At 47.3% G+C, this 12,939-nt stretch carries 16 protein-coding genes; 4 read left to right on the plus strand and 12 right to left on the minus strand.

Annotation, left to right across the window (positions count from 1 at the left end; genetic code table 11):
- Positions 1–86: 86 nt before the first annotated feature.
- A complete protein-coding gene (locus tag K8S15_08915) occupies positions 87–554 on the plus strand; it encodes a hypothetical protein (protein MCD4776151.1) in 468 nt (155 codons plus the stop codon).
- A 73-nt stretch (positions 555–627) separates the two neighbouring features.
- Here K8S15_08915 and K8S15_08920 read toward each other — a convergent pair whose 3' ends face one another.
- Positions 628–1,983, minus strand: a complete 1,356-nt coding sequence (locus tag K8S15_08920) for an FAD-dependent oxidoreductase (protein ID MCD4776152.1) — start codon at positions 1,981–1,983, stop codon at positions 628–630.
- Positions 1,984–2,186: 203 nt separating this feature from the next.
- Here K8S15_08920 and K8S15_08925 point away from each other — a divergent pair, with 203 nt between their 5' ends.
- Positions 2,187–2,342: a hypothetical protein gene (locus K8S15_08925; GenBank protein ID MCD4776153.1), complete on the plus strand. Its 156-nt coding sequence runs from the start codon at positions 2,187–2,189 to the stop codon at positions 2,340–2,342.
- Between the two features lie 25 nt (positions 2,343–2,367).
- On the opposite strand, the gene K8S15_08930 is transcribed toward K8S15_08925, so the two are convergent.
- The 11 genes from K8S15_08930 to K8S15_08980 form a co-directional block, all read right to left on the minus strand.
- The gene (locus K8S15_08930) at positions 2,368–3,459 is read right to left on the minus strand and encodes a 4Fe-4S dicluster domain-containing protein (protein ID MCD4776154.1); all 1,092 of its coding nucleotides are present in this window, start codon (positions 3,457–3,459) and stop codon (positions 2,368–2,370) included.
- A 23-nt stretch (positions 3,460–3,482) separates the two neighbouring features.
- On the minus strand, positions 3,483–4,547 hold the full coding sequence (locus tag K8S15_08935; GenBank protein MCD4776155.1) for a 4Fe-4S dicluster domain-containing protein: 1,065 nt from the start codon (positions 4,545–4,547) through the stop codon (positions 3,483–3,485).
- Positions 4,544–5,752, minus strand: a complete 1,209-nt coding sequence (locus K8S15_08940; GenBank protein MCD4776156.1) for a 4Fe-4S binding protein — start codon at positions 5,750–5,752, stop codon at positions 4,544–4,546. The genes K8S15_08935 and K8S15_08940 overlap by 4 nt, the downstream gene beginning before the upstream one ends.
- Complete coding sequence (locus K8S15_08945) at positions 5,749–7,026, minus strand: NAD(P)-binding protein (protein MCD4776157.1); 1,278 nt, start codon at positions 7,024–7,026, stop codon at positions 5,749–5,751. The genes K8S15_08940 and K8S15_08945 overlap by 4 nt, the downstream gene beginning before the upstream one ends.
- Complete coding sequence (locus tag K8S15_08950; protein ID MCD4776158.1) at positions 7,026–7,451, minus strand: hydrogenase iron-sulfur subunit; 426 nt, start codon at positions 7,449–7,451, stop codon at positions 7,026–7,028. Before K8S15_08950 ends, K8S15_08945 begins: the two co-directional genes overlap by 1 nt.
- A 15-nt stretch (positions 7,452–7,466) precedes the next feature.
- On the minus strand, positions 7,467–7,691 hold the full coding sequence (locus K8S15_08955) for a sulfurtransferase TusA family protein (GenBank protein MCD4776159.1): 225 nt from the start codon (positions 7,689–7,691) through the stop codon (positions 7,467–7,469).
- A 20-nt stretch (positions 7,692–7,711) separates the two neighbouring features.
- Positions 7,712–8,068, minus strand: coding sequence for a DsrE/DsrF/DrsH-like family protein (locus tag K8S15_08960; GenBank protein ID MCD4776160.1), 357 nt, complete (start codon positions 8,066–8,068; stop codon positions 7,712–7,714).
- Complete coding sequence (locus K8S15_08965) at positions 8,058–8,456, minus strand: metalloregulator ArsR/SmtB family transcription factor (protein MCD4776161.1); 399 nt, start codon at positions 8,454–8,456, stop codon at positions 8,058–8,060. Before K8S15_08965 ends, K8S15_08960 begins: the two co-directional genes overlap by 11 nt.
- 99 nt (positions 8,457–8,555) lie before the next feature.
- Positions 8,556–9,899, minus strand: a complete 1,344-nt coding sequence (locus K8S15_08970) for a diguanylate cyclase (protein MCD4776162.1) — start codon at positions 9,897–9,899, stop codon at positions 8,556–8,558.
- A 108-nt stretch (positions 9,900–10,007) separates the two neighbouring features.
- Positions 10,008–10,343: a nucleotide pyrophosphohydrolase gene (locus K8S15_08975; protein ID MCD4776163.1), complete on the minus strand. Its 336-nt coding sequence runs from the start codon at positions 10,341–10,343 to the stop codon at positions 10,008–10,010.
- An 83-nt stretch (positions 10,344–10,426) separates the two neighbouring features.
- Positions 10,427–11,587, minus strand: coding sequence for a 6-bladed beta-propeller (locus tag K8S15_08980; protein ID MCD4776164.1), 1,161 nt, complete (start codon positions 11,585–11,587; stop codon positions 10,427–10,429).
- Between the two features lie 194 nt (positions 11,588–11,781).
- Between K8S15_08980 and K8S15_08985 the strand changes: the two genes are divergently transcribed.
- The gene (locus K8S15_08985) at positions 11,782–12,540 is read left to right on the plus strand and encodes a nitroreductase family protein (GenBank protein ID MCD4776165.1); all 759 of its coding nucleotides are present in this window, start codon (positions 11,782–11,784) and stop codon (positions 12,538–12,540) included.
- A 161-nt stretch (positions 12,541–12,701) separates the two neighbouring features.
- Positions 12,702–12,932, plus strand: coding sequence for a sulfurtransferase TusA family protein (locus tag K8S15_08990; protein ID MCD4776166.1), 231 nt, complete (start codon positions 12,702–12,704; stop codon positions 12,930–12,932).
- The last annotated feature ends 7 nt before the right edge of the window (positions 12,933–12,939 follow it).

Raw genomic sequence — 12,939 nt, forward strand, 5'->3', positions numbered from 1 at the left:
CGAGCAAAGTACGAAGCCCTTGATTTCATCAATGAGATGAGTATTTTATTTGTAATAGTATTCTTTTATTCAAAAGGAGGAATTTGATGAGAACAGTAGGATTATTATTCTTGATAAGTGTCAGTGCCTGTTGGGCTACTCTAGATTCTGGAGCATATGAACTTGGTGATCTACTTGTCCGACATGCCCCTACTATTAAGCAAGATGGTAGGGCATGGGATCCATTTGGAGGTGCTTCTGATATCTATGTATCCTTCTATCTTCAATCAGGACGGGATGCAGAATTGCTTTTCAACACAGCTGGTAAGCAGGATTGTGGTTCATCTGCTGCCTGGTCCTCTTTTTGGGAGACTTATTTCTCTTCAGACGAGATTGATGATCCAGATACATTCCTTTTTGTTAAAATTTGGGACTATGATACCGATGCGGATGACTTTATGGATTCAGGTAGAATCGCAATCACTGACCTTATCAATGGAGAAAATTTGATTGAATGCGATTACGGAGCAGAAGTATCCTTCACTCTAGGAGGACCGCTTTACGGGGGGCAATAATTTCTTACAAATACACTTTGTACTAAATATTGGTAATATTTTTTCGAATAAAGTTTAGCAAGTTCAACGCGACCTACTTGCCGATGTTTGCAATGGCATTTTCACATGCCTTGACCAGAGCGTATTTTGTGGGAGCGGTGGTCAGCAGAGGATGCGTTCCTGTCTGAAAGGATATCATCTCGTACACGGTAACGTATTTCTGAATAGCAAGACTGACCACATTTATAAGTTCCCCCACAGATTTCCCGCCGTAGATCTCTCCACCGATTATCTCGCCGTTTTCAGGTGAGACGATGATCTTGATTATTATCTTCTTCGCGCCGGGCAGTGTGCCGGGATGGCGGTCAACATCTTCGAATCTTCCCACTACGTAATCCACGTTCGCTCTCCGGGCTGTCTGTTCGATAGCTCCGGCAGAAGCGAACACGAACCCGTCCAGTTCGGTAGAGAACACCGACAGTGTTCCGAAGAAAGTACGGAGAAGGCTTATACTGAACAGGTTATAACCCAGTGTTCTGGCCTCGGCCGTTGCCGTTGAGGCCAGCATTATATTATCCGTTCTGCCTGTTATGAAACCGGAAGTCTGGGAGCAGTCTCCAACCGCGTATACATCCTTCTCCTCGGTACGCATGTACCTGTCGACCCTGATGGTTCCGTTGCTGGTCAACTGAAGACCGGCCCTGCTCGCAAGCTCGGTTCGAGGCTTGTATCCTATCGCTGAGAAGACAAGGTCAGCTTTGATCGATCTTCCGTCTTCCAGAATTACAGATTCAACCTTACCGCTGCTGCCCTGGAACTCATTAACGGTACAGCCTGTCAATACATTTACTCCGGCATTCTCGAGATGTTCATCGGCAAGGGTTGCAAAATCGGCTGAGAAGGCTCGGTACAGGCAATGAGGCTCTCTTTCGACCAGCGTTACATTCTTGTCTTTGTGTTTCGCAAGCTGCTCGGCTACTTCGGCGCCTATGAACCCTCCGCCGATGACAACGATGTTTACCGCTGGTCTTATCCGATCCATAAGTCCGTTGATGTAATTGTAACTCTTTGCGATGTATTCAACATTCTCCAGATCGTAACCCTTGATAAACGTTGGAATGGTCGGGATCGAACCTGTCGCAAAGACAAGCTTGTCGTAGGAAAAACTCTTTCCGGACTCGGTCTGAAGAGTCTTGCTGCTGGTATCGATATCTGTTACGGTATCAATCAGAACCTCGCCGCCCGCGTTTACGAATGGTGCTGGCCCCATGAGGTTCTGTGATATATCATCAAGATCGTGGAAAATGTAGGGAATTCCACATGGAACCAGACCTTTGTCTTCCTCTCTTATCATGAGAAAAGATTTATCAGGATTCCGTTTTTTAGATGTAACGCCTGTGATAATTCCCGAGGGACCGGCTCCAATGATGACAACATCGTACGATTTCATAATATCTCCATTTTGCATGTTAATATTCATGGATTGAATGTTAAGCCATAACCTGTTGTTTAAACAATAATCAAGAGTGGAATATAAATAGTTGGACACCTTTGAGCCAGTCACTAAATTGTGTATAACGCTGTATATTCCCACTATATATATATGTAATTCGCGGACTATTGCGCAAGATGAAACAGCAAGTATTGTTCACATTGAAAAGTATCGGAGCGAGTACCGAAACCGTGTCATTCTCTCACTGGAGGGATTCGCTTGAAGCTGAGGGCCAGACTGAAGAACTGCTCGGAAATTATTTCAGCGCGCAATATGACAACCTGATCGAAGAACCATCGCCGGAACAGTACAGGTAAATCAGAAAAAGCCTGTCCGGTAAATTCAGTCGGTTATATCCAGCAGCTCGTTTTCTACATATGTGGCCATGGGCGGAGTATCATCAACTTCTCTGCCGGGAGAGTAGTTAAGAGATTCCTGAACCAGATTTCCCGCTCTTATGAAGATGTCAGATACCGGAATATCAACCGGGCATACATCGCTGCACTGACCGCACGCGATGCACAAAGGCGCAATATGCATAAGTCTGCCAAGCTGGAACTGAATTGTTCCGGAAGGTACCCTCAGTGATCCCCTCAGCTTTGATTCGGACCGGACCAGTCCGGGCGAATGGATAGTTCGGGCGGTTTCATAATCGCAGAGAATGCAGCTGCATAAAGGACATACTTCTCTGCATCCGCGGCATCCGGTGCAGGCTGAGAAGATGGAAACCAGTGATTGCAGGCCTTCAGCTACTGCAGGTGTTGTTCCTAGAAGCTGTTTGAGAGCCTTTCTCCTGGTTTTAAGAATTTCAGAGGTAAGTTCATCGGGAGGCAGACCGATTTCCAGCTTATATGAATCGAGTTTTTCGGCGATTTCAGCGGCCCTTTCAGTCTGCAGGTAAATAACAGTTCCATCCTGCGGTTTGTCCGAAGCTATAAGAACAGTCATATCAGCCTGCGGTCCGGGAATGAATTCGGTACAGACTTTACATGCGGATCTTTTATGCTCATCATGGTTTTTGAGAACGTTTTCTCTGTTTTCCGTGAGCAGTTCTCGCGCTGGAATCACTCCGGGGCATGTGCAGCTTATTATGAAAATACTCTCAAGATTTCCCTGAGACTGCTTAACATTCTCTACAAAAGCCCGGATTTCACAGGGTCTCAGGAGAGCGGCAACAGGCCGATCAAGTGGTTCTGTAATAGTCAATTCCGATAAAGCTCTTGCTCCCTGAACCGGCATAACCGGATAGAAGGGCAGAATTTCGTTTACCAGGGCAGGATCGGAGATAAGGGAATAGCAGTATCGCCCTTCCTGTTTTGTTCCACGGAGGGCGAAGATTGATTCAACCTCACCTGTTTCAAGAAGGCGACCCAGTAAAAATTCAAGAGTATCCTGCATTGACGAATTGGATATCAGTACGCTGTTATCAGCCAAAAATCAACCTCCCGGGGGGATTACTAGTTTTCGTACTCATGAAGTTCTTCAAGTTTGAAAGTATTGAGGGGAAGAGGGTCTTCAGGATTACTTCCAGCGCTGTAATCGAAAATATCAGTGGTGTTGCTTGAAACCATGCTGACAAGCCTGCCGATTGGTATATCGGAAGGACAGGCATCTTCGCACATTCCGCATGATACGCATGAAAGGCTCATGTGTGCCATTCTGCCGATATGGAAGAGAAGCGTATTCGATAATAACTTTGCTGCTCCGGCATTGCTGGAACGCTCAAGATATGCGGAAGCGGGTGAACGCCTGTCTTTCATATCTATGAAGCATAACCTGCAGTAGCATATGGGACATACAGTTCGGCAGTTTCGGCAACCGATGCATCCGCTGAAAACCTCGGTCAATCCGTTCAGTCCGCCGTATGCGTTTTTTAGATTATCCTCAGCATCCGTCTTTATCTTCTGTCGTTCTTTCCTGAGATCCTTCGTCCATTCCATCCATGCTGAAGTATCAGATTCCGCCTTCATGCCGAGTGAGTCGAGAAGCTCCTGTCCTTTTTCAGTCAGGGGAACCAATATCCGATCGTTTCCGCTGCGTGCCAGGCACACGTCACCTTCCGAGGTGAAGCTGGAGCATTGCCCGCAGAGGGGGCGGATGGTTTCCGGCTTACGGAAGTCCGGTTCCATGATGCCATCCTCACCGAAATCGGAAAGAGGTACCGCTCCCGGGCAATCCATAGTGAGGATGATGATGTTGTTAAGGTCGATCTGCTCAAGTTTTGAAAGCTCGATTGCAGCCCTTGCTTCACACGGGCGCATAACGGCCAGCATTTTTTCCTTTTCAGTGGACTGGGTGAAAGAGGCCAGGGCTTTCGCTCCCTGAACTGACATGACTGGAGGAACAGGTTCAGCTTTATCCAGAGCGGAAACATCGTATGCGAGAATCCATGGAAATGAGTTCTCAGCTCCTCTTGAAGGGATCATTACAGAACTGACAGCACCGCTGCTCAGAGCATTCTTCATCAGATCGATGAGTAAGGATCTTATTTCTTTTCCTGATTCCAACAATGCGCCCTTCATCTCAGAACTCCTGCCATCTGGTAACTTATCTGGTCGGGGGTGAAATGTTGAGCCCTGATGGCCCCGGAAGGACATGCACCAGCGCAGTTGCCGCATCCTTTGCACAAGACGCTGTTTACAGAGCAGACCAATTTTTCCTCATCGAAGGATATCGCTCCGAAACCGCACACCTCCATACAGGTCATGCATCCGCGGCACAGGGTTTCGGAGATAACGGATGTTCTGGGCTCGGTTTCAACTTCCCTTCCAGGTACGAGAGAGGAGAGTATCGTTCCCGCTACCGCCTCCGATTGTGATATCGCTTCTTTGAGGTTGCAGTATCCGCCCGCGCAACCGGCCACGTAAACTCCGTCGATAGGCGTCGACACCGGCGCCAGGGAATCATGTTCTCTTGAGGGGAATCCATCCTGATCGGTTGAGATTCGCAGCATTTCAGCAATCTCCCTGAATCCTTCTGAAGCGATGCCTCCAGCATTTTCATCTTCCGAACATCCTGTTGCCAGAACAACCGCCCCGGCTCTGATCTCATCGTAGTCTTCGCCGAGTCTAACGATGAAATTTCCGAAGAAACCCACGATTTCCTCCGGTTCCAGTCCGGTTATTACCTTTATCTCACTTCGCTCTGCCACTTTTGCCGAAAGGTCCTTTACAAGTTCTTCATTCTCAGGGGTTACAGAACCGCCGGGAGAAGGGCTTCTTTCGATAATAGTTATTCTTCTGTCGGCATCCGCAAGAAGAAGGGAAGTAGTCATACCAGCTGTTCCGCCACCAATCACCACCACTTCAGGATTACAGACAATACTGGTTTTCTCAAGAGGTTTATGGCGGCTGGTCCTGTTTATGGCACCCTTTACGAGTCTCAGAGCTTTCTCGGTCGCGGATACTTTATCTTGTGTTACCCATGCGACCTGTTCCCGTATATTTGCCATCTGCATCATGAAGGGGTTCAGTCCGGCAGTTTCACAGACTTTCATGAACGTTTCTTCATGTTCCCGCGGGGAACATGCTGCTACAACTATCCTGTCCAGGTTGTTTTCCGAAATTTTTTCTGCCATGTACCTTTTTCCGTCAGGTGAGCAGAGCAGGCCGTACGTTTCCGAGAGTACAACGCCCTCGATTTTAGAAACTTCTTCAGCGATCTTCTCGATATCAATTTTATCACCGATATTGGGACCGCAGCTGCATACGAAAACGCCGGTTCTCATACTCCCCCTTTTGAATTCGCCAGAATCCTGCCTACCGCGGCAGCGGCACTGGTTACGGAAGCTGTGATGTCCAAAGGACCGCTGGCGCATCCCGCCGCTAAGATGCCCGGAACGGAGGTCAGTACAGAAGAATGTTCCGGATCGGGATTTACCGCGAATCCGTCTTCATTGTCTTCAATGCCAAGCAGTTCGATAAAACTCGTTGTCCCGGATGAGGGAAGCATTGTTGTGCCAAGCACAAGCAGATCAGCTTCAGCCGAAAAGATACCTTCAGATGTGTTGCAGGCAATACTCAGTTTTTTTTCGTCTTCACTATCATGTACTTCTGGAATCCGAGTGTATCGCACAACGTCAGCTTCAGCGCTCCTCCATTTCTGATGGTATCTGTCTTCAAGTGCGTCGGGACAGTAGGATGCGTCAAGCAAAACCACAGGGCGGATATCGGGGAGCTTCTCTTTCAGATAATGAAGGAATTTGAGGGAGTACATAGTATTGATACTCGAGTAACTTCCTGTTCCTCCCGCATGAACTATTATCGCGGCGGACTCTGGTTTCAACCCGTCCTTTGTAACCAGTTCTCCTGATGTGGGACCGTTTGACGAGTAGTACCGTTCGAATTCGGATGAGGTGAATACACCAGCGTTGCTTCCCCAAAGGAATTGCTCAAACAATTTTCCGGGGGACGGCTGGAAACCTGTTGCCAGTATTATATCCGATACGGCTACTTCAGTCTCAGAATCTTCATCTGAATAATCTACAGCTTCGAAAACACAGGCTTCTGAGCACAGGCTGCAGTTTTCATCACCGCTCCATCTGAGACAGATATCCCTGTCTATCCAGGGGACGTTGGGCAGGGCTCCGGCACAGGGAACGGAAATGGCCTTTCTTTTCGAAAGGCTTTCCTCGAAATCGTTGTTTTTCTCAACCGGGCAGGCATTCCAGCATTCCGCACAGCCAATGCATGCCACAGGATCCACACACGAAGCTCTTTGTAATATCCTTACCCGGAAATCACCTTTTGAACCCTTGACGGATAATACTTCTCCAAGAGTAATCACATCTATGAGATCGTCTCGGAGAACTTCCTGCTGCATGGGTGAAACCATGCATGTGGCACATTCCATCGCGGGAAAGATATCCTCACAGCGGATGAGCCTGCCGCCTATTATGGAAGAACTCTCGAGAAGATGAACATGCCTTCCGGCCGAGGATAGAAGGAGAGATGCCTTCATTCCCGCAACGCCGGCTCCTATGACGAGGACATCGGTAGCCACTACAGAAGGGTTTCCTTCCGTGTTGGATTCGGCCCCAGTTTTCTTATCTTCTCGGTGAATTCCGTCACAACTTGTTGAAACCGTGCTCCCTCCGAAGCGGATATCCATGAAAGACGAAGCCTGTCAGCTTCAAGACCGAGGCTCTCGACGACCTTCTTCAGAACCGCGAATCTTCGCCTTGCGTAGTAATTCCCTTTATCGTAATGGCAGTCACCCGGGTGGCAGCCGGCGATGAGTACGCCGTCTGCTCCGCGGAGGAAAGCATCCGTCACCATTTCGGGATCTACCCTGCTTGAACACATGACTTTTACTGGAATCAGGTTGGGGGGCATTTTCAGCCTGCTTGTTCCGGCAAGATCTGCTCCCGCATAGGAACACCAGTTACATAGAAACCCTATGATACGCGGTTCAAATTCTTCCATTATCGTTTCCGCCAGGTTTTAGAACTGGATCTGTGCTTTGTGCTTGCCGTCTCCTTCGGTGGCGCAGAACAGCAGAGTTTTTCCGGTTCTTGCGCACCAGGCCTTAATATCAACAGGGAAAGAGGGGCAGTCAGCGAGAACTTCCAGCATGTCGCCCGGCTGCAGCTCTTTGGCTAATACAGCTATTTTCAGTATCGGCTGGGGACATTTCAGTCCAAGAGCGTCAAGTGTACGTGAAGCCATTGTGTATCGATCCTTTCGTGTTAAAATGAGAACGTTGTTTTTGCGTCTTTAATGTCGGCCATGAAGCTGGTTGCTCCGCCTATTTCAATATCATCCCTGAGGTCTTCAGCGGTTACATCATGGGCTTCCAGGCCCAGTTCACAAAGTACCATGCGACCACCGAGAGCCACTACTCCCTCAAGCAGTTCCTTCATTGGAGGCATGCCTTTTGCTGTGATGCTTTCGAGGTAGCCCGGTTTTAGAGCTGGAACCGCACCGGGTGTGAAGAAAATAACTACTTCATCGCCGGATGCAACGGATGCAGAACCCATTATGAATGCAGGATATAGATTGCAGTTCTCACTCCCGTTGCAGATGAACGCTACTTTACCCATCAAACTCTCCATTCCGGGGATATACCCCCTGTTTGTTCAGTCGATTATTCTGTGCCTTTTTGAATTTTTTTCTAACTTCTTCGATATCCGTTTCAGGCCAATCTTTTTTCAACGCATCTGTCACTGCTCTTACAAAACCGGGTCTGCGAAGGTAGTAACATCTATAGGAACCGTCGCTGTCGGAAGAAACTATTCCGGAATTTCGCAGTATGGTAAGATGTTGTGAAATGTTGGACTGTCTTACATCCAGTATTTCGTGAATAGCCATTACACACTTTGGATTCAATAGAAGCTGCTCAATTATCATGAGTCTGACAGGATGCGCTATGGCTTTGAGTGTATCAGCATGAATATCAAAACCGGTTTGGTCAGGCTTGTTCTCAGATGTCATTCCACTGTTTCCAAAGTTGTGTATTCAAATATTCGAATATGGAATCGTATTCCAATTACATGCTGCTGTCAAGTTCTGCCGGAAAAGTTGCTTCTATCCCTAATTGTGCAGGATGTCTTCCTCGCTGATGCGGCTTCTTCTGCTTTTTTTATCTTCGTACATAAGCGAATCCGCATAGCTGAGGAGTCGTCCTATCTGAGTCTGATAACACAGCACGGTAGTATGGTATCCGATGCTTAGGGAAAGCATGAATGGAAGGAATCTGATTTCTTGAGATTCTTTTAACTTGCTGTCTATCCTTTCCCTGATCGATTTTACGGTGAACTCCGTTGTATCAAGGAAGAGCACTACGAACTCATCACCGCCCAATCTGGCTATGATGTCCGAATCTCTGAAGCTGTTCCTGAGTATTTCAGCTGTGATTTCAATCGCTTTGTCACCTGACGCATGGCCCAGTTTATCGTTTATGAGCTTGAGGTAGTCGATATCAACGTATAGAAGCCCTATCTCCGGCTGCTTCCGCCGTGACGAATCCAGCAGCTGCCTGCCAAGAGTCATGAAACCGCGCCTGTTGAAAAGGCCGGTAAGATTATCGCGGAGGGAAAGTTCTGTGAGCTTCTTCTCCATACTGACTCGCTTTGTGATATCAAGGAAGGAAAGAACATAACAGGGGGGAATGTCGTCATCGCTTTTCACAGCCACAGCAGTAGCATGCGCTATGAAGCTTGTGCTGTCTCTGCGGAGGCATTCAACTTCATCGTCCCACTGACCCTTTTCAGCAATGCATGACTTCAGGTGGTCAAAATCATCTATAAAAGAGAAAAGGTCGGCAAGTTCAAGATGAAGGATATCGGTTCTGCTATACCTCCAGTAGTTGAGTGTTTCGAGGTTGGCGTAGTCTATTTTCCAGGAGCTGTCGGTCATTATCATGGCGCTGAGAGCGCTGTCGAGGGCACTGTTCTTCTTTATCATCTCTCTCAGGTGGAGCTTTCTTTCGGAAGTGTCTCTGAAGGTTAAAAGGATAACGCTGAAACCACTGTCGTCCACCAGGCTTGTAGTCATATCCATTGATTTCAGTGAACCATCGTAGCACTTCAGTTTCCGATCAAGAAATACACCATCAACGATTTCAGGGATGTTGCCTTCCCATTGCAAATGGTCGTTTTTTTCCTCAGGTGGAAGAATCTCGATCAGTTTTTTACCTATCAACTTCGAGCGTTCGTAGCCCAGCACAGCTTCAGCGGCATCGCTTACCCTTCGAATCTTACCCGTAGGAGCATCAACAACCACAAGGAGATCAACAGCGTTCCTGAAAACGAGTTCAAGGCTTTGCAGCTTGCGTTTCAGCTGAGCGTTCCTTTTTTTAAGGGCAGTTACAGCACTGTGGATTCTATCCATTTTTTCGCTGTTCGATTCGCCATCGAAGCTGGATTCTGTTTCCAATCTGAGTCTCCTGTTCCAGAAGCATGTAGATTTTACAAATATAATAATCAATGTTTTTACGGAAGAGGAGTGGCAGGTTATATTCTGAGACAGTAATTATCTACTTCCTTAAGGACGCTTATCAGCATTGCCTCTTGAGCTTTCAACGGGATATCTCTTTTCGTTGAGCTTAAGTTTTCTGTTTACGATTTCCTCAATGTCCAGGTTCATTTCATGGGCTAGAATAGTAAGGAATATCGCTATATCAGCGATTTCTTCGCCGATTGCAACAATTGTATCACTCGCGAGATCGCTGGATTCATTGCAGGTTTTCCAAAGGAAGTTTTCAAGGAGTTCCCCGGATTCAATGGCAATGGCTTCCGCGAGGTTCTTCGGATCGTGGAACTGTTTCCAGTCACGAAGATCACGAAATTCAATTATTTTTTCTCTCAGCCTGTCAAGCATTATGCCCCCCGCCAGTATGAAGATACAATTACAATTAAATTCGAAATATTAGTATGGTTCTTATATAGTTGTAGTAATTGGTTTTAATAAACCTCCGAGGTGTCCTCGAAAGATTCTCCTGTTATCCTATCCTCTTCCCGAAGCATCCATATCCTGGAATAATCCTCCGGGTTTGCCATATATGCCAGAATATTGGAACTGTACGGGGAAATGGCGAAACCGATACTGCTTCCGTATGGCAGAGATGGGACTGAGCAGGAGTAAAGGTATTCTCCATCTGTGGAGTAAATATCAAACAGGGGTTCCAGGCTGCCACCTCTCCTGGCCCATATTCTGTTTCCCTGTGTGTACAGGTTGGTGACGGCGTTCGACCATTCCTGAAATTTCATTTGATCAACGTACGAAGGATCCCTGCCGTTTCTTCTCATGGCGGCCCGTATCATCTCACGTTCTATCTCGATATCTTCCTCGGAGCGTCTTTGTCTTTCGAAGTGAGGGTGTATTTCCCATTCCACTTCACCTTCGGTGGAGAAGCAGATGAGAGTGTACTCTTCCGTACTCAGAGGGGAAGCGATTACCCGGCCGTCCTGAAGTGTACAGAAATTAATCCCCGTTTCCTGAAATACTTTTCTCGGGTTCTGCTGATCGAAGTCAGAAGATCTCTCGAGGTAGCTGAATGATGTCTCGGTTTCCCCTGGTTCCCATCTGTTCAGCGAGTTGCACAGGCTGCCGGTCTCCTGGTCAAAAACAAAACTTCTGCCTACAATACCTCCATCGATCTGTATTTCCGGACTCTCCGGGGGGCGCGGGGTAAAACCAGCGAGTTCGTGGGTATAACTCAGAAGAGAATCGTAAAATATCAGTTTGCCCCCCATTGCGTCGGCGACCATTATACCCCCTGACCTGGTGGAAGATATACCGGTTGGAGCCGTGTATTCGCCCGGCCCCTGTCCTTCTGAGCCGCCGCGCCGGATGAACATTCCGTCCGGAGAATACATCAGAAGCTTCATCTTTGAGATATCCCCTACAACGATATTGCCCAGCGAAGTAAACTCCAGCGCTCTGGGTATTCCGAAAACATAATTCGAATCTCCCATCTCGATACCTATCGAATCAAAAGGGACAAGTTCGCGTTCTGTACGATGAGCTTCGGTTACTTCCGTATCGTAAGGCGCGTTACGATCACATCCTGACAGAGTTGCTATGATCATGAAAACCATGAAGATTATTCTGAGAATTACCATGCTTGACTCCTCTGTGATACAGGCGCTGATTATTCAATTCAATTTAAGCATATACTATCTCGCGGACAAGCCCTGCCGCTCCGGAAAAAGTGACTATGTTTCGATATCTGTGTAGAATTGAAATCGGCAATCAATTTGAGGAGATTTTGAATCAGGACAGTTCCATTTAACGGCAGATCGGGGGCAGGAGATAAATGATAAGTAATCCCGTAATTGACGCCATGATGAATCGCAAATCGATCAGGAAATACAGAGAGGAACAGCCTTCAGACGAGGTAGTGGAAACCGTTATTCGAGTTGGGCAGCAGGCACCGTTCGCCATGCAGATGGGCAGCGTTCTGTTATCCAGGAATGTGGAGAAGAACGTATTTGGAGCTCCCCTTCTATTCACAATCTGCGTCGATGTTTACAGAATGGAAAAAGTGATGGGGATGAGGGGGTGGAAGAGAAAAGCATCCGATCTGTATACTTTGATGTTCGGGATACAGGACGCCTCGTATATGGCCGAGAACATGGTGATAGCAGCGGAAAGCCTGGGGCTGGGAAGCTGCTTTATCGGAGCTGCTCCATTCATGGCTAAAAAGATAAGGGAGTTGTACGAACTGCCGGAAAGGATATTTCCTCTTGTAATGCTGACAATGGGGTATCCCGATGAAGACCCCTCAGTCAGACCCAGATATCCAATGAGTTTTCAGCTGTTCGAAGATGAGTATCCCCGTTTCAGTGATGACGACTTATCAGAAGCCGTTGAAGAGATGGATTCCGGATATCTCAGCCAGGATTACTATAGAAAAGCTAATTACATGATACCCCTGCCTGAAGGTATGGAAGAGAAATTTGATTTCGACAGCTACTCCTGGACGGAGCACATTTCACGCAAATTGGGGTTATGGGGCGAAAATCCGGGAGATCTCCTGAAGAACCTGGAGCTGTGCGGATTCAGGATCAGGTAAGGTATATAAGCATTTTTCCGATTCTGTTACTCGAAAAAATAATTTTCCTAGTCTTGACATAGGTATTCTGGGTGTTAAACTCAGTAAAACTTACATATTCGAATATCCTAATATGCATACCGGATAGCGGTTGTATTTACATTAACAGGAAAGGGGGAATTATGCAGGGAGATGTGATTCTGGATTGCAAGGGATTGTCGTGTCCTATGCCTATCCTGAAACTCGCGATGGCAATCAAGAAGCTTAAGGATGGGGAGATCATTGAAATGTACGGTACTGATCCCGGATCAAAGGATGATGTGCCGGCATGGTGCGAGAGGACAGGTAATAGTCTTCTTGAAGTAGTCGAGGTCGAAGACGGGTTTACATTCTTCATCCGTCGCGGAGAATAGGTTCACA

The organism is Candidatus Aegiribacteria sp., from assembly GCA_021108005.1.
Classification (GTDB): Bacteria; Fermentibacterota; Fermentibacteria; order Fermentibacterales; family JCC-6; genus Aegiribacteria.

Excerpts from the sequence above, each read along its gene's own strand:
- K8S15_08940 (MCD4776156.1), bottom strand. The coding sequence starts at position 5,752 with ATGAGAACCGGCGTTTTCGTATGCAGCTGCGGTCCCAATATCGGTGAT.
- K8S15_08985 (MCD4776165.1), top strand. The coding sequence starts at position 11,782 with ATGATAAGTAATCCCGTAATTGACGCCATGATGAATCGCAAATCGATC.
- K8S15_08975 (MCD4776163.1), bottom strand. The coding sequence starts at position 10,343 with ATGCTTGACAGGCTGAGAGAAAAAATAATTGAATTTCGTGATCTTCGT.
- K8S15_08915 (MCD4776151.1), top strand. The coding sequence starts at position 87 with ATGAGAACAGTAGGATTATTATTCTTGATAAGTGTCAGTGCCTGTTGG.
- K8S15_08920 (MCD4776152.1), bottom strand. The coding sequence starts at position 1,983 with ATGAAATCGTACGATGTTGTCATCATTGGAGCCGGTCCCTCGGGAATT.
- K8S15_08990 (MCD4776166.1), top strand. The coding sequence starts at position 12,702 with ATGCAGGGAGATGTGATTCTGGATTGCAAGGGATTGTCGTGTCCTATG.
- K8S15_08965 (MCD4776161.1), bottom strand. The coding sequence starts at position 8,456 with ATGACATCTGAGAACAAGCCTGACCAAACCGGTTTTGATATTCATGCT.
- K8S15_08980 (MCD4776164.1), bottom strand. The coding sequence starts at position 11,587 with ATGGTAATTCTCAGAATAATCTTCATGGTTTTCATGATCATAGCAACT.
- K8S15_08935 (MCD4776155.1), bottom strand. The coding sequence starts at position 4,547 with ATGAAGGGCGCATTGTTGGAATCAGGAAAAGAAATAAGATCCTTACTC.
- K8S15_08955 (MCD4776159.1), bottom strand. The coding sequence starts at position 7,691 with ATGGCTTCACGTACACTTGACGCTCTTGGACTGAAATGTCCCCAGCCG.